General features: G+C 65.2%; 19 protein-coding genes. 9 read left to right on the top strand and 10 right to left on the bottom strand.

The window, feature by feature from the left end; all coding sequences use genetic code 11:
* The gene (locus tag AB7290_RS17330; protein ID WP_028152288.1) at positions 1 to 768 is read right to left on the bottom strand and encodes a GntR family transcriptional regulator; all 768 of its coding nucleotides are present in this window, start codon (positions 766 to 768) and stop codon (positions 1 to 3) included.
* A gap of 174 nt (positions 769 to 942) precedes the next feature.
* On the opposite strand from AB7290_RS17330, the gene AB7290_RS17325 reads away from it, so the two are divergent.
* From AB7290_RS17325 to AB7290_RS17315, 3 genes are read left to right on the top strand one after another with little or no spacing between them, the layout of a single operon-like run.
* Complete coding sequence (locus AB7290_RS17325) at positions 943 to 2,142, top strand: mandelate racemase/muconate lactonizing enzyme family protein (RefSeq protein ID WP_085405508.1); 1,200 nt, start codon at positions 943 to 945, stop codon at positions 2,140 to 2,142.
* Positions 2,143 to 2,154: 12 nt separating this feature from the next.
* Positions 2,155 to 2,922, top strand: a complete 768-nt coding sequence (locus AB7290_RS17320) for an SDR family oxidoreductase (protein ID WP_063982668.1) — start codon at positions 2,155 to 2,157, stop codon at positions 2,920 to 2,922.
* 25 nt (positions 2,923 to 2,947) lie between these two features.
* Positions 2,948 to 3,979, top strand: a complete 1,032-nt coding sequence (locus AB7290_RS17315) for an L-idonate 5-dehydrogenase (protein WP_085405507.1) — start codon at positions 2,948 to 2,950, stop codon at positions 3,977 to 3,979.
* Between the two features lie 14 nt (positions 3,980 to 3,993).
* Here the strand turns inward: AB7290_RS17315 and AB7290_RS17310 are convergent, their stop codons facing one another.
* The gene (locus tag AB7290_RS17310; RefSeq protein WP_085405506.1) at positions 3,994 to 4,860 is read right to left on the bottom strand and encodes a DUF3280 domain-containing protein; all 867 of its coding nucleotides are present in this window, start codon (positions 4,858 to 4,860) and stop codon (positions 3,994 to 3,996) included.
* Positions 4,861 to 5,048: 188 nt separating this feature from the next.
* Here AB7290_RS17310 and AB7290_RS17305 point away from each other — a divergent pair, with 188 nt between their 5' ends.
* Together AB7290_RS17305 and AB7290_RS17300 are read left to right on the top strand one after the other, a co-directional pair.
* Positions 5,049 to 6,434, top strand: coding sequence for a HAMP domain-containing sensor histidine kinase (locus tag AB7290_RS17305; RefSeq protein ID WP_063982665.1), 1,386 nt, complete (start codon positions 5,049 to 5,051; stop codon positions 6,432 to 6,434).
* Positions 6,431 to 7,117, top strand: coding sequence for a response regulator (locus AB7290_RS17300; RefSeq protein WP_063982664.1), 687 nt, complete (start codon positions 6,431 to 6,433; stop codon positions 7,115 to 7,117). The genes AB7290_RS17305 and AB7290_RS17300 overlap by 4 nt, the downstream gene beginning before the upstream one ends.
* On the opposite strand, the gene AB7290_RS17295 is transcribed toward AB7290_RS17300, so the two are convergent.
* From AB7290_RS17295 to AB7290_RS17285, 3 genes are all read right to left on the bottom strand, one after another.
* Complete coding sequence (locus tag AB7290_RS17295; protein ID WP_085405505.1) at positions 7,098 to 7,940, bottom strand: hypothetical protein; 843 nt, start codon at positions 7,938 to 7,940, stop codon at positions 7,098 to 7,100. The genes AB7290_RS17300 and AB7290_RS17295 overlap by 20 nt on opposite strands.
* A 204-nt stretch (positions 7,941 to 8,144) precedes the next feature.
* The gene (locus AB7290_RS17290) at positions 8,145 to 8,636 is read right to left on the bottom strand and encodes an SRPBCC family protein (RefSeq protein WP_085405504.1); all 492 of its coding nucleotides are present in this window, start codon (positions 8,634 to 8,636) and stop codon (positions 8,145 to 8,147) included.
* Complete coding sequence (locus tag AB7290_RS17285) at positions 8,636 to 9,025, bottom strand: ArsR/SmtB family transcription factor (RefSeq protein ID WP_028152276.1); 390 nt, start codon at positions 9,023 to 9,025, stop codon at positions 8,636 to 8,638. The genes AB7290_RS17290 and AB7290_RS17285 overlap by 1 nt, the downstream gene beginning before the upstream one ends.
* Before the next feature lie 280 nt (positions 9,026 to 9,305).
* Here AB7290_RS17285 and AB7290_RS17280 point away from each other — a divergent pair, with 280 nt between their 5' ends.
* Complete coding sequence (locus tag AB7290_RS17280) at positions 9,306 to 10,361, top strand: serine hydrolase (protein ID WP_085405580.1); 1,056 nt, start codon at positions 9,306 to 9,308, stop codon at positions 10,359 to 10,361.
* 67 nt (positions 10,362 to 10,428) lie between these two features.
* On the opposite strand, the gene AB7290_RS17275 is transcribed toward AB7290_RS17280, so the two are convergent.
* On the bottom strand, positions 10,429 to 11,256 hold the full coding sequence (locus AB7290_RS17275; protein WP_063982659.1) for an outer membrane protein: 828 nt from the start codon (positions 11,254 to 11,256) through the stop codon (positions 10,429 to 10,431).
* Between the two features lie 279 nt (positions 11,257 to 11,535).
* A complete protein-coding gene (locus tag AB7290_RS17270) occupies positions 11,536 to 12,240 on the bottom strand; it encodes an SDR family oxidoreductase (protein WP_014494589.1) in 705 nt (234 codons plus the stop codon).
* 100 nt (positions 12,241 to 12,340) lie between these two features.
* Here AB7290_RS17270 and AB7290_RS17265 point away from each other — a divergent pair, with 100 nt between their 5' ends.
* Positions 12,341 to 13,183: a GNAT family N-acetyltransferase gene (locus tag AB7290_RS17265; protein WP_085405503.1), complete on the top strand. Its 843-nt coding sequence runs from the start codon at positions 12,341 to 12,343 to the stop codon at positions 13,181 to 13,183.
* A gap of 18 nt (positions 13,184 to 13,201) precedes the next feature.
* Here the strand turns inward: AB7290_RS17265 and AB7290_RS17260 are convergent, their stop codons facing one another.
* Entirely contained in the window at positions 13,202 to 13,645 is a 444-nt protein-coding gene (locus AB7290_RS17260) for a hypothetical protein (protein ID WP_085405502.1), read from the bottom strand.
* 518 nt (positions 13,646 to 14,163) lie between these two features.
* Between AB7290_RS17260 and AB7290_RS17255 the strand changes: the two genes are divergently transcribed.
* A complete protein-coding gene (locus AB7290_RS17255) occupies positions 14,164 to 16,017 on the top strand; it encodes an alkaline phosphatase family protein (RefSeq protein ID WP_085405501.1) in 1,854 nt (617 codons plus the stop codon).
* Positions 16,018 to 16,104: 87 nt separating this feature from the next.
* Here the strand turns inward: AB7290_RS17255 and AB7290_RS17250 are convergent, their stop codons facing one another.
* On the bottom strand, positions 16,105 to 16,677 hold the full coding sequence (locus tag AB7290_RS17250; RefSeq protein ID WP_028154483.1) for a hypothetical protein: 573 nt from the start codon (positions 16,675 to 16,677) through the stop codon (positions 16,105 to 16,107).
* 381 nt (positions 16,678 to 17,058) lie between these two features.
* Here AB7290_RS17250 and AB7290_RS17245 point away from each other — a divergent pair, with 381 nt between their 5' ends.
* A complete protein-coding gene (locus tag AB7290_RS17245) occupies positions 17,059 to 17,718 on the top strand; it encodes a peroxiredoxin (RefSeq protein ID WP_085405500.1) in 660 nt (219 codons plus the stop codon).
* Between the two features lie 153 nt (positions 17,719 to 17,871).
* Here the strand turns inward: AB7290_RS17245 and AB7290_RS17240 are convergent, their stop codons facing one another.
* Complete coding sequence (locus tag AB7290_RS17240) at positions 17,872 to 19,602, bottom strand: methyl-accepting chemotaxis protein (protein ID WP_085405499.1); 1,731 nt, start codon at positions 19,600 to 19,602, stop codon at positions 17,872 to 17,874.
* Positions 19,603 to 19,747 lie beyond the last annotated feature (145 nt).

Below are 19,747 nucleotides of genomic sequence, written 5' to 3'. Positions count from 1 at the left end.
TTACGTGCCGAGCAGCGGCTCGATGCTGCAATCGAGCAGGCGCGGATCGATCCCCGCCTCCATGCCCGTGAACATGTGGTCCATGTAGTCGATCAACGCATCGCTCGCCTTCACCGCGTCCTCGACGTGGCGGCCGGCGACCGCAACGAGAATGGCGAGGTGGCGATCGATCGTGCCTGACAGTTCGGCCTGCCCCGGCATGAAGCGATGGTGGATGTAGCCGATGCGGCGGTACAGCGTGTGCAACGGCCGCAGCGTGTGCACCAGGAAGGGCTCGCCGGCGGCTTCCAGCACCAGCGCGTCGATGCGGCGATCGATGCTGTTGAATTCGTCGAGGGTCAGGGTGGCGCGGCGTTCGCGCAGCAGACGCTCGATGTGCAGCGCCTGATTGCGATGCGACAGGCTGGCGCGATCCGCCGCGAGCCGCACGACGAAGCGCTCCATGTCGCGGCGCAAGGCCAGCAGCATCCGCTCGCGCGCAAGATCGATCGGCGCGATGTGCAGGCCGTGGCGCGGACGGATGATGATGAGCGTGTCAGCGGAGAGGCGATTCACGGCGTGATGCACCGGTGTGCGCCCGAAGCCGGTGATGTGCTGCAATTCCAGCATCGTCATGAATTGTCCGGGCTTAAGCTCGCAGTGGACGAGCAGCTCTTCGATCCTCTGGTAAGCCAGCTCGAAGAAGTTGAGCCGGTTGCGGCGGGAGGGCTTGCCCTCGCCGTCGTCCTCGTTTCTCACCACCTCGAGCGCGCGCTTGCGCCGTGCCATGTCGTCCTCCTGTCAGCCGCGCTCTCATTGCTGGGTGGCGCCTTAGTTGTGGGACCCTTAAAACATGTTGTGATATATTACAAGCAGGCGTAAGACGTTCGCGCGATCTGCAACATGTTGCAGCGCGAAATGAGACGTCAGGTGCGAGGCGCCTGTGATGGGAGGATTGTTGCCGTGAAGATCACGTCAATCGAGACGCTGCGCACCGAGGAATTTTCGAACGTCATCTGGGTACGCGTTCACACCGACACGGGCATGATCGGTCTCGGCGAAACCTTCTATGGCGCGGGCGCGGTCGAAGCGCAGATCCACGACACCTTTGCCGGCCGCCTGCTTGGCCGCAATCCGCTGCATATCGAGGCGATCCATCGCGACATGCTGAACCTGCCGATGGCGCAATCCTCGACCGGCGTCGAATACCGCGCGGCCTCCGCAATCGACATCGCGCTATGGGATCTGTTCGGCAAGGTCTGCAATCAGCCTGTACACCAGATGCTCGGCGGCCTCTGCCGCGACAAGCAGCGCATCTACAACACCTGCGCCGGCACCCAATATGTCCGCTCCACCAATATCAGCCCCGTCGCCAACTGGAATCTCGGCGCCTCCAAAGGCCCCTACGAAGACCTCGACGGCTTCATGCACCACGCCGATGCACTGGCCGAAAGCCTGCTGGAGAGCGGCATCTCCGCCATGAAGATCTGGCCGTTCGACCCGGCCGCACAGGAGAACAAGGGCCTCTACATCACCGCAGCCCAGATGAAGCGGGCGATCGAACCGTTCGAGAAGATCCGCAAGGCCGTCGGCGACAAGATGGAGATCATGGTCGAACTCCACTCACTCTGGAACCTGCCGACCGCCAAGCAGATCGCACGTGCGCTCGAGCCCTACAAGCCGACCTGGTACGAAGACCCGATCCGGATGAACTCACCGCAGGCGCTGGCCGAATATGCCCGCTCGACCGATGTCTGGGTCTGCGCCAGCGAGACGCTGGGCTCGCGCTTTCCCTACAAGGACATGCTCGACCGCGACGCCATGCATGTGGTGATGGCAGACCTGTGCTGGACCGGTGGCCTCACCGAGGGTCGCAAGATCGCGGCGATGGCCGAGACCTATCACCGCCCGTTTGCGCCGCATGACTGCATCGGCCCGATCGGCTTCATCGCCGCCATCCACATGTCGTTCAGCCAGCCCAACACGCTGATCCAGGAATCGGTGCGCGCCTTCTACAACGGCTGGTACAATGAGCTCGTCACCACGATGCCCACGATCAAGGACGGCTTTGTCTATCCGATGGAAGGACCCGGCCTCGGCGTCGACCTTCTGCCCGCCGTATTTGACCGCTCCGATCTGACCGTGCGTCGCTCCAACGTCTGAGGATTTCTTGAGATGAGCACCGCCCTCTTCGACCTTTCCGGCCGCACCGCGCTCGTGACCGGCTCCTCCCGCGGGCTCGGCCGCGCCATTGCCGAGGGCATGGCCAAGGCCGGCGCCAAGATCATCATCAACGGCGTCGACCCCAAGCGCGTCGAGCAGGCCGTCGCCGAGTTTCGCGCCGCCGGTCATCAGGCCGAGGGCGCCGCGTTCAACGTCACCGATGAGCCCGCGATCGTCGCGGCCTTCGAGCGCTTCGACCGCGAAGGGCTCGCGGTCGACATTCTCGTGAACAATGCCGGCATCCAGCACCGCAAGCCGCTGGTCGAGTTCACCACCGACGAATGGCGCAAGGTGATCGAGACTGACCTCACCAGCGCCTTCGTGATCGGCCGCGAGGCCGGCAAGCGCATGATCCCGCGCAAGCACGGCAAGATCATCAATATCGGCTCGCTCGGCAGCGAGCTCGCGCGTCCCACCATCGCGCCCTACACCGCGGCCAAGGGCGGCATCAAGAACCTGACCCGCTCGATGGCGGTGGAATGGGCCCAGCACGGCATCCAGGCCAATGCGATCGGCCCCGGCTACATGCTCACCGACATGAACGAGGCGCTGGTCAACAACACCGACTTCAACAACTGGCTGATGGGTCGCATCCCCTCCAAGCGCTGGGGCAGGCCGGACGAGTTGGTGGGCGCGGCGATCTTCCTGGCGTCGGACGCTTCGACCTACGTCAACGGACAGATCATCTATGTCGATGGCGGCATGATCGCCGCGATGTAATCGCGAAAGCCAAGGGAACGAGACCATGCGCGCCGTCGTCATCCACGCCCCGAAAGACCTGCGGATCGACAGCTATCCCGATCCAGCCCCCGCCCCGGGCGAAGTCCGCGTCAAGATTGCGAACGGCGGCATCTGCGGCTCCGATCTGCACTACTACCATCACGGCGGTTTCGGCGTCGTGCGCATCCAGCAGCCGATGGCGCTGGGCCACGAGATCGCGGGCGTGGTCGCGGCCGTCGGTGACGGCGTCACCAATGTGAAGCCGGGCACGCGCGTCGCCGTCAATCCGAGCAGACCGTGCGGCCAGTGCCTGCATTGCCAGGAAGGCATGCGCAACCAGTGCCTCGACATGCGCTTCCTCGGCAGCGCGATGCGCTTCCCCCACGTGCAAGGCGGCTTTCGCGAGTTCATCACGGTCGATGCCACGCAAGCCGTGCCGATTGCTGACAAGCTGTCGCTGGCGGAAGCTGCGGTGGCCGAGCCGCTCGCAGTGTGCCTGCATGCCGGCAAGCAGGCCGGCCCCCTCCTCGGCAAGCGCGTGCTGATCACGGGTTGCGGGCCGATCGGTGCGCTGATGATCCTCGTCTCGCGCTTCGGCGGCGCGTCCGAGATCGTGGTGACCGATGTCGCCGACGCACCGCTCGCGGTCGCGAGAAAGCTCGGCGCCACCCACGCCATCAATGTCGCGGCCGATGCCACAGCGCTCGATCCCTGGCGCGCCGGCAAGGGCGTGTTCGACACCCTGTTCGAGGCCTCCGGCAACCAGGCCGCGCTTCGCACCGCGCTCGACGTGCTTCGGCCCGGCGCGACGCTGGTGCAGCTCGGTCTCGGCGGCGAGATGACGCTGCCGATCAACTCCATCGTCGCCAAGGAATTGCAGCTCCGCGGCACCTTCCGCTTCGACCCCGAATTCGAGCTCGCGGTGCGGCTGATGGGCGAAGGGCTGATCGACGTGAAACCGCTGATCACGGCCACCATGCCGTTCGAGAACGCGGTCGCCGCGTTCGAGCTCGCCAGCGACCGCTCGCGGTCGATGAAGGTGCAGCTGACGTTCTAGGGCGAGTATCGCGGTTACTGGCTCTCGATCAGCTTATCGCTGACCAGCCTGACCGCGCCCCGTTTCCACGAATAGTCCGCGCCCATGCGCAGGCCGCTGTCGCCACGCGACAGTACCGCACCGGTCCTGGCGTCGCGGACCTGGAAGCCCAGTGTGTATTCGGTGCGGCTGACCCGCCGGACCACGCCGATCAGCGACTGATCCGCGCCGAGCTTTTGCGCGATCGCCGCCTCGCAGCCACCGCAATCCCGCAAGGCGCGCGCCTTGACCGCCTCGCCGCCGGCATCAACGATGCGGTAACGGCCGGATTGGCCCAGCGCCTCGCGCACGCTGCCGGTGACCTCGGCCAGATATGACGCATCCGACGCGGCCGAAGTGCCCGCCGAGGCGGCGGTCGTATCCTCGAGCTCGAAATCGAACACGGCCAGCGCGACCGGCGCGGGCGTGGCGAGCGCGGCCACGACCTCGCGAGACACGAAGATCTCGGCACGCTCCCATGATTCATCATTGTCGCCGCGGAAGGTGTAGAGCTTGTCCATCACGAGCTTCTTGGCGCCGACGTCGATGACGGCGACCTTGGCCCATTGCACCAGCGTGCTGGTCTTCTGGATGCCGCCGATGACCTTGAATGCCGCGCCGTCCTGGGCAGACGGCACCGGCCGGTAACGGCCGTCCGCACTGATATCCCGCCTGAGCGCGGCCATGAACGCCGACAGCCGCCGCTCGTGGGCGGCGGTCTGGTTGGCCGGCTCGGCCGACGTATCGGTGTAGCTGAAATCGTCCATGGCAACGCCGATGGCATCCTCGGCACCGGCAGGCGAAGAGACCGCCGGGAGGACGAAGAGGAGGAAAGCAGAGAGGATCAAGCTGATACGGCGCATGCGGGCCTCGTGTGATGGAGCGGCGGCGCAATCTGGACGGCAACCTCATGCCATGCAGCCGTCCCCGTCCCGGCGCGTGCCGGGAAAATTTCACGACGTTGCACCGCGGTAAGCGCGGCGCTTTGCGCCGCTCGCGTTCTGCCGTTTAATGCTGGGGCGACAATTCCGTTCGCGCCAGGTGCCCGCCGATGTGGAACCGCCCGAGGTTCGATCTCAAGGTCCGTCTGACGTTGCGCGTGGCCGCCATATCGGCCGCGTGCTTCGCCGCGATCTCCGCCTATTTCCTCATCACCGCCGACCGCGCGGCCCATGCGCGCCTCGACGACATCGCCGCCATCGTGGCCAAGACGCTGGAGCTGCAACAGGGCAAGATCCAGTGGGTGGCCAGCCCCCGCTCGGACTTTCCCAACCTCGACCCCGTTTCGGCCTATGTGATGACGCCCGGCCTGTGCCTGGCGTTCCGCGGCGTGAGCGGCGACATCATCCAGCGATTCTGCAGTGGCGCGCCGATCCCGGCGAACCCGCCGCCGCAAGTCTTCGTGGCTTTCTATCGCAGCCTGTTCGACCCCGGCCGCGAGGCGGCACGGCCCGTGATCGTGCGCGGAACGAAACTCGGCGAGACCGTGGTCTCGGTCGACCCGGCCGTGCAGACGGCCGACGCCTGGCACGAGGCCGGCCGCCTGATGCTCGCACTTGCGATCGCACTGCCGCTGTTGTGCGTCCTGGTCTACGCTGCGCTGGCGCGTGCGCTGCGCCCCACCCGCATGATCCGCTCCGGCCTCGAACGGATCGCCGCCAATGACCTGTCGACGCGGCTGCCGCCGTTCGATCTCGCCGAGCTGTCGGCGATCCGCGACGTCTTCAACCATCTCGCCGAAAGCCTCGACACCGCGCTGGCCGAGCGCAGCGAGCTGACGCGGAAACTGATCGCACTCCAGGACGAGGAGCGCCGCCATCTCGCGCGCGAGCTGCATGACGAGTTCGGCCAGTCGCTGGCCGCCATCCGTGCGCTCGCCTCCTCTGCCCGCCAGACCGCCGTACAGGACTGCCCCTCCCTGCTTGGCGAGTGCGACGGCATCGCGCGGACCGCAACCGGCATGATGGAGACGCTGCGCGGCGCGCTGTTCCGGCTGCGCCCGCCTGATGTCGAGGAGCTTGGGCTCGTGGCGAGCCTCGAAGGCCTGGTTGCGGGCTGGAACGGGCGTAGCCGCGGCCAGACGCGGTTTTCGATCCGGTTCGACGGTGCGTTCGCGACCCTGCCCGCCACGATCAGCGCGAGCCTCTACCGCATCGTGCAGGAGGCGCTCACCAACGCCGCCAAGCATGCCGGCGCCACGCGGGTAAGCCTGGAGCTTGCGATGCGTGCCGACGAGATCGCACTTGCGATCGACGACGACGGACGGTCGAACGATCCCGTCGCAAAGTCCGGAATGGGCCTGCTCGGCATGCGCGAGCGCGTTGCGGCCTTGCGCGGCCAGTTGAGCTTCGAGGCCGCGCCGAACGGCGGCTCTGCGCTGCGCGTGGTCATTCCGCTTGCAGGCCTCGATCGGCAGCCACTGGAGCGCGCGGCATGAGCGCGGCCGATGCGACCATTCTGCTGGTCGACGACCATTCCGTCGTCCGCGAAGGCTATCGCTCCGTGCTCCAGAAGCAGCCCGGGCTTCGCGTCGTCGCCGAAGCCGCCGACGGCGCCGAGGCCTACCGTCTCTTCAAATCCGAGGCGCCCGACCTCGTCATCATGGATCTGAGCATGCCCGGCATCGGCGGCATCGAAGCCGTCAGGCGCATCAGGCAATGGGACAAGGCGGCACGGATCCTCGTTTTCACCATGCACGAGAATGCCGGCTTCGCCGTGCAGGCGATCCGCGCCGGCGCGCGGGGCTATGTCACCAAGACCAGCCCGCCCGAGACGCTGGTGCGCGCCGTTATGGACGTGCTCGCCGGCAAGATCGCCATCAGCCCCGACATCGACCACGAGCTCGCGCTCAGCCGCATCAGCGGCGAGAGCTCGGCCGCCGACGTGCTCACGCCGCGCGAGTTCGAGGTGCTGCGGCTGCTGCTCGCCGAGAACACGACGGAGGAGATCGCCGAAACGCTCCACGTCAGCCCGAAGACGGTGGCGAACCTGCATTCGCTGATCAAGGACAAGCTCGGCGTCGGCTCCGACATCGAGCTGGTCCGGCTGGCGCTGCGGCAAGGCCTGCTAACGCAGGCCGATCTCGGCGAAGCCCGGTCGCTCAGGCCAGATAACGCGTGAGATAGCCTTCCATGGCGTAGAGCGCGCAGAGCGCGAGGCTCGACCACACCGCAGCGGTGAAATACAGGAACATCCAGGTCAGCTCGCCCTTCCAATGCGCGATGTCGTGGGTCACCACCCAGCGCGTCGCGACGTCATGCAGACCTTCGAGGAAGCCGAGGAGCTTGTTGCCCTCTTGATGCCCTGCCCGCCAGCGGCTGAGATACATCGGCACGTCGACGGTGACGAGGAAGGCGAGGAAGCAGGCGATGCCGACGATGCCGGCGATCAGCGCCCATCGCACCGGTCCCTGGAATTCCGGCATGAGGCGGCACAGCGCGATGCCGGCGAGGAAAAACGTCACCGCCCACAGCGAGTTCTCGATCGCGTTGTAGAGGAAGTTCGTGGTGACGACCGCGTACCAGGAGAAGCACTCCGCGACGATGATGATGGGCACGATCACCAGCGCGATGTTCACCGCGGTCTCCGCGCCCGTCATGTGACCCAGCTGATGCAGGATGATCGCCCATTGCGCGACGAAGCACAGCTCGGCCACGGTCGCGACGGTGCGGCCGACGAAGACGCTGGAGAGCCAGGTGTCGAACAGGCAGATGCGCTGCACGTCGGCGCGCGGCAGGAACGATCGGAACGCGCAGCCGAACACATAGCCGGCGCAGAGCAGGAACATCAGCCCGATATCCGAACCGCCGCCGGCGCTGCGGGCAACCGTCGGATAGAACTCGCGGTACAGCATGAACCAGACGAGAATGTTGGCAGCACTGACAAGCGTCAGGGACCCCCACCACCACGCGAGGGGATTTGACCGCGCCTGCCACTGCAACATGAATCGCTCCGCCGTAACCGATATGACATTTAGTGGTAGCAATTCTGTCATAAATCGGCGGCACGACGCGACAAAAATCTACGTTATGGCGCTGTCATAATTGACCTGCGCGCTGTCATATTCGCGAAGGCGACTGCTCTCCCCATGCGTTTTCCGAGCTTATTCCGGGGCGCCTTTCCGAGGCCCCCGGAATAACGCGGGACTCTATTTCTTCATCCCGGCAACATACGCCGCGAGCTTGTCCATCGTCTGGTAGCCATACTCGACGGCACCGAAGCTGATCATGCCGTCGCGCTGCTCGGTGCTCGAGGCCAGTTGCCGCATCATCAGCACGGTCTTGCCGTTGCTCTGCTCGGCAAAGGTGAGTGTGAAGCGGAACATGCCGGGATCGTCGTCCTGGTCGACGCCGTGATCCATCTCCATCAGCGACGGCCGCTCGATGCGGCGGAAGCGCATGCGGTTCGGATAGACGGTGCCGTCAGGGCCGATCATGTTGAAGCGCCAGACGCCGCCGACGCGCACGTCGATCTCGAAGGTCTCGATCTTGAAGCCCTTCGGCCCGAACCATTGCGGGAGATGTTTTGGATCGGACCACGCCTCGAACACCAGATCGCGCGGCGCGTCGATCACGCGCGACATCACGATCTCGCGGTCGATCGACCATTGCGACAGAGCAGGATTGGCAGAATTCGTCATCACTCAGAACCTTTCCGTTTGGTTGTGCGGGACGGCCGCTTGGCGGCCGCCCTCTCCTTCTCTTTCTTCAGTTGCAAGACGTAAGCCTCGAACCTGTCGAGCCGCGCCTCCCAGATCGCGCGCTGCTGCTGGAACCAGTCCTCCGCGCCGACGAGCGCGTCCGGGCTGAGACGGCAGGTGCGCACGCGGCCGGATTTCTCCGACTGAACGAGCCCGCTCGTCTCCAGCACATGGATGTGTTTCATGAAGCTCGGCAGCGCCATCTCGAACGGATCGGCGAGCTCGCCGACCGACGCCTCGCCGGCACAGAGCCGCATCACGATCGCCCGCCTTGTGGGATCGGCGAGGGCTGCGAAGATCTGGTCGAGCTGGGATAATTGGTTAGCCATGAAGCTAACTATAGACCTGCCACCGCCGGACGTCAATAATTGTTAGCTCACAAGCTAAGTATTTTTCCGCAAGCCCCCGCCGGCGGAACCCACAACGCGCAATCGTGAATTGGGGCACCCGGCCCTCGCCGTTAGAAGAGAGAGGGGGCGCATCGCATCAAGCGTCAGAGCCGTGCTGTCTGTTGTCACCTCGTCACACCTCACCCGGCGGGCCCTCGCGCGGGCCGCGTTGGTTCCCCTCGTGTTGGCCTGGCCGCGCCGCGCATCCGCGGATTCCGACATGATCGCGCAGATGCGCGACATCGTCGCCAACGAGCTGGCGCCGACCATGACGCCGGACCAGCCGGGCGGCCTCGCCGCCGCGCTCTATGCCGGCCGCCATGTCGAGTTCTTCAACTACGGCTTCGCCGACGACGCCACGCGACGACCGGTCACGCCGGACACGCTGTTCAACCTTGGTTCGCTGCGCAAACCGTTCGAGGCGACGCTGGTGGCCCTGGGCTCGCTCCGGAGTGAATTGCGGCTCGACGACCGCCTGCCGAAATATCTGCCCGAGCTCACCGGAGACTATGTCCGCCGCGTCACCGTCGGCCAGCTCGCCACGCACACATCGGGCATGCTGCTGTCGACCGACCATCCACCCTGGCCGAACGACTCGTTCTCGCGGGCGCAGTTCATCGACATGTTCAATGCCTGGGAGCCGCAGGCCGGCGAAGCGCCCGGCAAGCAGCGCATCTACAGCCATGCCTGTTACGTGCTGCTTCAGCTCGTGCTCGAGGGCTGCTACGGCGCTCCGATCGCAACCCTGTTCGAAGAGCGCATCCTTGGGCCGATCGGCATGAATGCGACCTCTCTGCCGGAGCGCGGCGAGGACAACCGCGCCGTCATGCACGCGGCGTGGATGCAGCGCGTCGTGCAAGGCTATTCGGATCAGGGCATGGCGATCGGCCCACCCGGGAATCAGCAGAGCTATTTCGACTTTCCCGGCGCCGGCCAGATGTTTTCGTCACCGCGGGATCTCGCGACCTTCGTCGCGGCCTGCGTCGACGGCCGCTCGGTCGATCCGCATTTGCGCGAGGCGCTGCGGATGACGCAGCGCGAGACCTTCCGCGTCGACGACAAATTCGGACAAGGCATGGCCTGGGAGACGGTCCACCTCCCCGACGCCACCATCGTCGATAAGCCCGGCGGCCTCAACAATGCCTCCGGCTATCTCGGCCTCGTCCCTATCAGGCAGATCGGCTTCGTCCTGCTCGCCAATCGCGGCGAATACCCGCACGAGATCGTTCGCTACAAGATCCTGCCCGCGCTGGCGAAGCTCGTCGCCTCGCACTGAACCGTCCCTCGCAACAGAAAGCCCCGGCAGAGCCGGGGCTTTCTGCGCCAGATCAGGAACGGGATGCTCAGTACCTGGCGACGACCGGTCCGCCGAACTTGTAGTTCACGCCGACGCGCACGATGTTCGACTTGAGATCGACCGAGTGGGTATAAACGTTGCTCGGATATTGCGTTACGCCGCCGACCAGATTGGTACTGGTCGCGCTGGCGCGGCCGAGATCGACGTAGAGATATTCGGCCTTGAGCGACCAGCCGCCGCCGAAGGCATATTCGGTGCCGACGCCCGCGGTCCAGCCGAGGCGCGTGTCGCGGATCGCGGCCGACTCGGTCGCGGCTGAGAACGTGTCGGTGAAATTGAAATTGCCCTTCACCTCGGAGATCGCCGCGCCGCCCGTCGCGTACAGCAGCCAGGTCGGAGCCGCGAGGAAGCCGATGCGACCGCGGATGGTGGCGAGCCAATCGGCCGAGACCTGCGACGACACGGTAAAGCCTGTCGGCGCGCAGCAGGGATAGAGCGCAGAGCCCGTCGCGCTGCCCTTGAAACCGAAATAGTTGATGTCGCCTTCGAGGCCGAGCACGGCGTGGTTCACCTGCCAATTATAGCCCGCGGTGAAGCCGCCGGTCACGCTGGAGCTATTGACGCCTTGGGCGCCGACCGTGTTGATGGCGGGGACGCTGCTGGCGGCGAAATAGCCGGCCGGCGTCCAGATGGTCGAGGTGTTCAGATCGGCGTTGCCCCACTGCCCGCCGACATTGCCGCCGACGTAAAAGCCGGTCCAGTTGTAGGCCGGCGCCATCACCGGCGCCTTGGTGTATTGCGCCGCGAGGTCGGCCGCATGCGCGGATGCGGTGCCGAGCACAATTGAAGCGACCGCCAGCAAAAACTTGTTCATTCCGAGTCTCCATGCCCCACGCGATCGACGCTCGCGTTTCAATTGCGCACCGGTGGGAGCCATCCGGCGCAGATTGGGGATAGGGAGTGGATCGCTCGCCGTCTCGGTCTGCGGCGCAGTTCGTATGGACTGTGACGTAGTCAGTGACTTATCGCGCAAGACCAGCGAGGAGTGTGACCCGAACGCCACGCGTCGCCCCGCCGCAGCGGCGCACCACGCAAGCCGCACGTCGCGTTACGACAAGTGCACAAGAATGGCGGAGCGAAGCAGCGCCCCAACTCACACCGAGCGCGTCAGTCCGCCGTCGACGCGGATATTCTGGCCGGTGATGTAGGCGGCACCCTCGGACGCCAGGAACGACACCGTCGCCGCGACCTCCTCGACCTTGCCGTAGCGCTTCATCGGCACGCTGTCGCGGCGCGCGTCCAGCTGCGGCAGGCTGTCGATCCAGCCCGGCAGCACGTTGTTCATGCGGATGTTGTCGGCGGCATGGGTGTCGGTGAAGATCTTCGTGAAGGCGGCAAGGCCTGCGCGGAACACCGCAGAGGTCGGAAACATCGCGCTCGGCTCGAATGCCCAGGCGGTCGAGATGTTGATGATGGCGCCGCTCTTCTGTGCCTGCATCACCGGCGTCACCAGCCGGGTCGGCCGGATCACGTTGAGGAGATAGGTGTCGAGGCCGGTGTGCCACTGCTCGTCGGTGATCTCCGTGATCGCCGCGCGCGGCCCGTGGCCGGCGCTGTTGACGAGCACGTCGATGCGTCCCCATTTGGCCATCGCCCCGTCGACGAGCCGCTTCAGATCATCGTTCGACTTGTTGGAGCCGGTGACGCCGAGGCCACCGAGCTCGACTGCCAGCGCCTCGCCCTTGCCGGAGGACGACAGGATCGCGACGCGAAAGCCGTCGGCCGCGAGCCGCCGCGCAGCCCCTGCCCCCATGCCGCTGCCGCCAGCCGTGACAAGTGCGACCTTCTCTGCTGCCATGACCGATCATCCCTGTGTTGAGGCGAGCCCCGGGCCCGGCCTATCATGAGGCCTTCTACCGCCGGACCTGCCGGCAGGTCCACCGCCGAAGGCATCCGTCATGAGCGATCTGCAGATCCGCAATTTGCGCCCCGAGGAGATCGCCATCGCCGTCGACTGGGCCGCGGCCGAGGGCTGGAATCCGGGCCTCGGCGACGCCGCCTGTTTCGCGATCCCGGACGCGAAGGGCTTCTTCGTCGGCGAGATCGACGGCCAGCCGGTCGCAACAATCTCCTGCGTCAATTACGATGATCGCTTCGCCTTCCTCGGCTTCTACATCGTGCGCTCAGGCTTTCGCGGCGCCGGCCACGGACTGCGCATCTGGAACGCGGCGATCGCACATGCAGGCGCCCGCGTGATCGGGCTCGATGGCGTCGTCGCGCAGCAGGACAATTACAAGAAGTCCGGCTTCCAGCTTGCCTACGCCAATATCCGGTATGGCGGCATCGTCGCCGCGCCGCCGAATCCACCCGCCGAAATCGTCGCGCTCGACAATTTCCCGTTCGCGCTCGTTGAAGCCGACGACGCGACCGTCTTCCCGGCCGCGCGCAGCGCCTTCCTGCGCGCCTGGATCAACACATCAGGCCATCTCGGCGGCGCGCTGCTGCGCGACGGCAAGCTCGCGGCATGGGGGGTGATCCGGCCCTGCCGCACCGGCCACAAGATCGGCCCGCTCGTCGCCGACGACCGCGGAGCGGCGGAAGCGATCGTGCAGGCGCTGCTGGCGAGCGCAGGCGGCGGCGAAGTCTTCCTCGACGTCCCCGCGATCAATCGCGAGGCCATTGCGCTCGCGGAATCGCTCGGGCTCAAGCCGGTGTTCGAGACGGCACGGATGTACACAGGGCCGATCCCGCCGCTGCGGATCGACCGCATCTTCGGCGTGACCAGTTTTGAGCTGGGCTAGCTGGGCGGACGACGCCGCTCAGTAGCAGCGCATGATGTTGACCGTGTGCTCGGCGCCGCCGCGGCCGGGCACCGTCACTTGCTCCGTCGGGCAGCTCGGCACATAGGGCCGGTCGGACGGCACCACATTCGGCGGGAAGCGATGGGTCCAGTCCCAGGGAACGTCGTACGTATAGGTGTAACGCACGTCGGTGGAGGCCGGCTGCCCGGCATCGACGAAAGGCTGGTTATAGCCTGCGTTGTCGTAGAACCCGCCGCCGCCCGGCCAATAGACCCAAGGCGTGTTGCGGCCGCGGAACCGGGCGCCAGGACCGATCTGCGGACGCGCGATCGCGCCGGAAGGCGCGGCGGCCATCCCGTGCGCGGCGGTGGCGCCGGGCCTGGCAAAACCGTCATTGGCAGAAAGGAGCAGCGCGGCTGCGCTGAGCGAGGCGAAGAGCGCCCCATATGATCTGGACATCATGATACGCACCAACTCGTTTGGCTTCGGCGGCTCCCCACCGCACGCTAGGCCGGGCCGTCGCCCACCCGCAAACGTATAATTAATTGTTGGTTAAGGCACGAATTAACGGGGTACCTGGTGCGGCAAGTCGCCCGGGATTCTGTGCTGATTTCAGACACTTCGTTCCGGGGTAGTCCTCATGACCCGTTGATCGGAGTTGATCGCGCTCGTCGAATTGGCGGCGGCAATTTTGCTTGAAGTCGCCTCCTCCGTCATTGCGAACGCAGCGAAGCAATCCAGGGTTTTGCCACGGAGGAATTCTGGATTGCTTCGCGGCGCTCGCAATGACGGCGTTGAGGCAGTTGAGTGCAATAATTGTGATCTCGTGCCCGACAACGCCCCATCCGTGGGTGCCTGGTCACCTCCCCGTCACTTCTGCTTGCTCCTTGGGTCTTGTAACAAAACTGTCATGCAGCAAAACTAAACGATGGCCGGGGGCCGCGGTCGCGGCCATTGCCGCCTCACCGCAGGAGATTTTGATGCGCCGTTCACTGGTGTTGCTGTCCGCCGGACTGACAGTCTTGTCCACCGGACTTGCCTCCGCCCAGAACAACACACCCCGCAACCTGATCCTCTTCATCCCCGATGGTCTGCGCGCGCTGAAGGTGACGCCGGAGACCGCGCCGGCGATGGCCGAGGTCCGTGACAAGGGCGTCAACTTCAAGAACCCGCACTCCCTCTTCCCGACCTTCACCATGGCCAACGGCTCGGCGATGTCGACCGGCCACTATCTCGGCGACACCGGCGTGTTCTCCAACACGATCTGGACCAACTATACGTCCGTCCCCGCCGGCGACACCGTGGTCCCCTTCATCGAGAACGACGCCGTGCTCGGCGACATCGACGAGCATTTCAAGGGCGACTATCTCAACGAAGAGACGATTCTGAAGATGGCCCGCGACAAGGGCTTCAGCACCGCGGCGATCGGCAAGGTCGGTCCGACCTACCAGTTCGACCACACTGACAAGCCCGAAAAGGCCGGCCTGCATTCGGTCGTGTTCGACGACTCCACCGGCGGCAAGAACGGCGTGGCGCTGTCTGACGAGGTGAAGGACGCGCTGACCAAGGCCGGCCTGCCCCTCGCCACGCCGCCGCGCGGCGACAATTCCAAGGCGGGCGATGCCAAGACGCCCGGCACCGTTGTCGCCAACGTCGCGCAGCAGGCTTATTTCGCCGACGTCGCCGCCAAGGCCGTGCTGCCGATGTTCAAGGCGCGCAACAAGCCGTTCGTGCTGGTGTTCTGGTCGCGCGACCCTGACGGCACCCAGCACAACCAGGGCGACAGCCTCAACCAGATCAAGCCGGGCATCAACGGCCCGAGCACGATGGCGAGCATCAAGAACGCCGACAACAACCTCGCCCAGCTCCGCAAGGCGCTCGACGAGCTCGGGCTGGCCGCGAATACCAACATCATGATCCAGGCCGACCACGGCTTCTCGACCATCTCCAAGGAGAGCAAGACCAGCCCCTCGGCCAAGGTCAGCTATGACGACACGCCGAAGGACTTTTTGCCGATGGGCTTTTTGGCGATCGACCTAGCCAAGGCGCTCGACCTACCGCTGTTCGACCCCAACGACAAGAACGGCGCCGTCACCGGCAACGCCCATCCGAAGGCCGGCAACGGCGTGCTCGGCAAGGATCCGACCAAGCCTGACCTCGTCATCGCCACCAATGGCGGCTCGGACCTGATCTACCTGCCGAACAAGGACAAGAAGCTGGCGGTCAAGACCGTCAAGGCGCTGCTCGAGCAGGATTACGTCTCCGGCCTGTTCGTGGACGACTCGCTCGGCCGCATCCCCGGTACCCTGCCGCTGTCGAGCATCAATCTGCGCGGCAAGTCGGCGACGCCGACGCCGGCGATCGTCGTCAATTTCCGCTCCTATGCCAGCGATTGCGGTGAGGCGCCGACCAACTGCTCGGTGCAGGTCGCCGACACCGTGCTGCGCCAGGGCCAGGGCATGCATGGCAGCTTCAGCCGCGGCGACACCATGAACTTCATGGCCGCGATCGGTCCGGACTTCAAAGCCGGCTATGTCAGCCAGATCCCGGTCAGCAATGCCGACGTCGGCATGACGGCCGCCCAGCTCATGGGCCTGCGCGGCCCGCAGAACGGCGGCCTTGTCGGCCGCGTGATGTCGGAAGCCCTGCCCAACGGCATCGTGCCGAAGGCCTATACCGGCACGCTGAAGTCCAAGCCCGCCGAGGGCGGCCTGGTGACCGTGCTGAACTTCCAGCGCGTCGGCAGCCAGCGCTATTTCGACGCCGCCGGTTTCCCAGGCCGCACGCTCGGGCTCGAGCCGGACGCTGGCAAACAAAAAACGGCGGGGAAATAACCCCGCCGTTGTCTGTCGCGCCTCGCAAGGGGCGCGACAGTCTCGTCTAACTCTTACATTCCCAGATCTTTTACATGCCCAGATCTTTTACATGCCGATGTCGAACACGTTCGGCAATTGGCCCGCCAAAGGCAGCGCAGTGGCGCCCAGGAAGGTCGCCACCATCGCCATCAGGCGACGGTTGTTCTGGCGCTTGCCGCGCATCTGTCCGGCGATCCACTCCAGCATCTCGCTGTTGACCTTGGCGGCGTAGGACGGCGCCCAGCTCTCGATCTCGGACTCTGCCGACAGCGCGACGCTGCGCGGCGGCACCTTCAGGCCCGAGGCGCTCGCGGCGTAATGGGCAACGGCCTTGGCGAGCAGGTCGTCGAACCGGCCGCCATCGGTGCGCTCGGTTGCGGCTTCATTGATCTCGAACAGCGCCTCGGCTTCGGCGCGGCTGACCGGCTGGTCGTTGACGGCCGTGGCGGTCAGGATGCGCGCGCACCAGGCGGTGTCATCGGCATCGAGCGAGCGGGAAAAGTGGACCCGGCCCTTGGTGGTCGGGCCTTCGCCCGTGATCACGCCGTCGCGCACGACGGTCAATGCATGAGCCGCGGTATCGCGGCAGGACGGTTCGAGGGACGGCGACTCAACAGACTTATGCGCAGCGGCAGACATAGTTCACTTCCAGATTTCTTCTGATCGACCAGCATTTTCATGCGGGCGTAAAGGGGTGGTTAATGATTCGATATGGGGATCGCGACTTTTCTCAATGGTTGCCGATTAGTCGCTACGAGGACCATTTCGGTTCCGGAGGCGTCGGGGCGAGCGTGATGCGGGTCATAAAAGGCTTTATGGGGGCAATCGAGACCGTACGGCTCCGGTCGAGATGTTTCGTCGCAGGCGCGGCTGTAACAGAAAGGTGCTAGGAAATCGGCCCTTCAGAGAAGAAATTCACATTTTACTTGAAGCGGTTCACTTAGGGTCGCGGAGACCCTATACTGGCCACGACGGCCAAAGATCAATTACCAAGTAAATTCAATGAGATGAGGTAGAACCATGACACTCCCGATCGGCACCACCGCGCCCGACTTCGAAGCCGAGACCACCGAAGGGAAGATCAAGTTCCACGACTGGATCGGCAATAGCTGGGCTCTCCTGTTCTCCCACCCCAAGGACTTCACGCCGGTTTGTACGACCGAGCTCGGCGCGCTTGCCAAGCTGAAGCCGGAATTCGACAAGCGCGGCGTCAAGCTGATGGGCCTTTCGGTCGACCCGGTCGACCGCCATTCCAAATGGTCGGAGGACATCAAGGAGACCCAAGGCACCGCCCCCAACTACCCGATGATCGGCGACACCGACTTCAACGTCTCGAAACTCTACGAGATGCTGCCGGCCTCGACCTCGGGCGATCCCCTCACCCGCACGCCGGCCGACAACCAGACCGTCCGCAACGTCTTCATCATCGGGCCGGACAAGAAGATCAAGCTGGTGCTGGTCTATCCGATGACGACAGGCCGGAATTTTCAGGAGATCCTGCGCGTCATCGACTCGCTTCAGCTCACCGCCAAGCATCGCGTCGCCACGCCGGCCGACTGGACGCAGGGCGAGGACGTCATCATCGCCGGCTCGGTTTCCAACGACGAGGCGAAGACGATCTATCCGCAGGGCTGGAAGGAACCGAAGCCCTACATCCGCATCGTGCCGCAGCCGAAGTGACTTCTGGCGATCGCGGATAGCGACCGCAAAAAGTCATCCCAGCATCGAACTCTGGTGCGCAATTGCGCACCTGAGGATCTCGAGATTCCCTGGTGCGCCATTGCGCACCAGGGTTCGGTCCTGAGGATCGCCCCCGGAAATGACTGAGTTGGATTAGGCCGCGTGCACGCGGTCGAGGAAGCTGTCGACCTCGGCCTTCAGATGCAGGCTCTCGCCTGACAGCGCCTGGGCAGAGGCAAACATCCGGCTCGAGGTCTCTCCCGTCTCGCTCGCGCCCTTGGCGGCGTGACGGACATTGACCGCGACATCGGCAGTGCCGGAGGCCGCAGCGCGAACGTTGGCCGCGATGTTGTGGGTGGCGCTCCTCTGCTGCTCGACCGCGGCCGAGATCGAGCCCGCGATGCCGCTGATGCGCTCGATGGTCTGGCCGATCGCCTTGATGGCGGTGACCGATTCCTCCGTTGCAAGCTGCATGCTGGCGATCTGGTTCGAGATCTCATCCGTCGCCTTGGCGGTCTGGCCGGCGAGCGTCTTGACCTCTTGGGCCACCACCGCGAAGCCGCGACCGGCGTCCCCGGCACGCGCGGCCTCGATGGTGGCGTTCAGCGCCAGAAGGTTGGTCTGCTCGGCGATCGAGGTGATCAGCTTGACGACGTCGCCGATGCGCGCCCCCGCCTCCGAGAGCTGCGCCATGCGCTGATCGGTGGCTTCGGCCTGCCGTACCGCCTCGGCGGAGATCTCGTTCGATTCCTGCACCCGGCGGGTGATCTCGGAGATCGACTGAGACAGTTCGTCGGAGGCCGAGGCCGCCGTGCGCACGTGCTCGGAGGCGTTCTCGGATGCGCCGGCCGACTGCGCCGACAGGTCGGCGGTGGAGCGTGCGGTGTCGGTGAGTTGCCGCGCCACCCGCTCGAACTCACCGGAGGAGCTCAGCACCTTGTCGAGGATGCCGCCGACGCTGCCGCGGAACTGCTCGACGAAATTGCGCAGCTCCGCCTTGCGCTGCTCAGCCGCGGCAGCCGTGGCCGCGGCCTGCTCGCTGCGCAGGCGCGCCCGCTCCAGCGAGTTGCTCTTGAACACCGCGACTGTGCGGGCGATCTCGCCGATCTCGTCGGCGCGATCCTCGCAATCGATCTCGACGTCGCTTTTGCCTTCGGCGAGCGCCGTCAGCGAGCGCGTGACCGAGGTGAGCGGCTTGGTGATACGGCGGACGACCAGCAAGGTGAGGACCAGGACTAGGAGCGCGGCAACGCCGGCCGCAATCGCCATGCTCTCGATGGCCTGGGTCAGCATGCTCTCGAACTGCGCCATGGGGATGCCGACATAGAGAATGCCCACGACCTTGCCGGTGGCATCCGCGACCGGGAAATAGGCGGTCATGAAGGTTTTTCCGAACAGTGTGGCCGGGCCCTTGTACGCCTCGCCGCGTCGCAGGGCGGCCTGCCCGGGATGATCGGCGGCAAGCTGGGTCCCGACAGCGCGGTCGCCGTTCTCCTTCTTCACGTTGGTCGAGCGGCGGACGAACTGCCCGCTCGCATCATCGAACACGAACAGGGTCGCGTTGCCGCCGACATAGGACACCGCGCGATCGACGATGGCGTGATCCCTGAACTCCGGCATTTTGGGAATCTCGGCGCGCGCCACCCCGCCATCCCGCATCGTGATCTTCGCGTCGGGAACGACCTCGGCAAAAGCCAGGGCCAGCGTGCGCAAATTGACCTCGATGTCGCGCAGCGCACGATCGTTGAAGGCGGAGGTCAGCGACCAGTAGCCGGCGCCGACCACGAGCGCCGTGTTCACGGCGATCAGCAGCACGGCGCACAGGACGGCCTTGGTACCCAGCTTGAATTGCGGCAAGAACTTTGCCGTCGCACGGTTGGACATGAATGGAACTACCCCCGGAATTCCTGCATATTCATGCAATCGGCTTACGACCGAATTAACGACGGTTCACACCGCCGCACGCGGCATGCTTGCCAAATTGTAAACGAGGCCTGCCCTGACCACGCCAAGCGCGCCGCCTGTCATC

Origin of the sequence: Bradyrhizobium sp. 613_E4_N2_2 (assembly GCF_052075995.1) — a bacterium.
In the GTDB taxonomy this organism is placed as follows: domain Bacteria; phylum Pseudomonadota; class Alphaproteobacteria; order Rhizobiales; family Xanthobacteraceae; genus Bradyrhizobium; species Bradyrhizobium barranii.
This window is presented reverse-complemented; position numbering and strand designations above follow the sequence as displayed.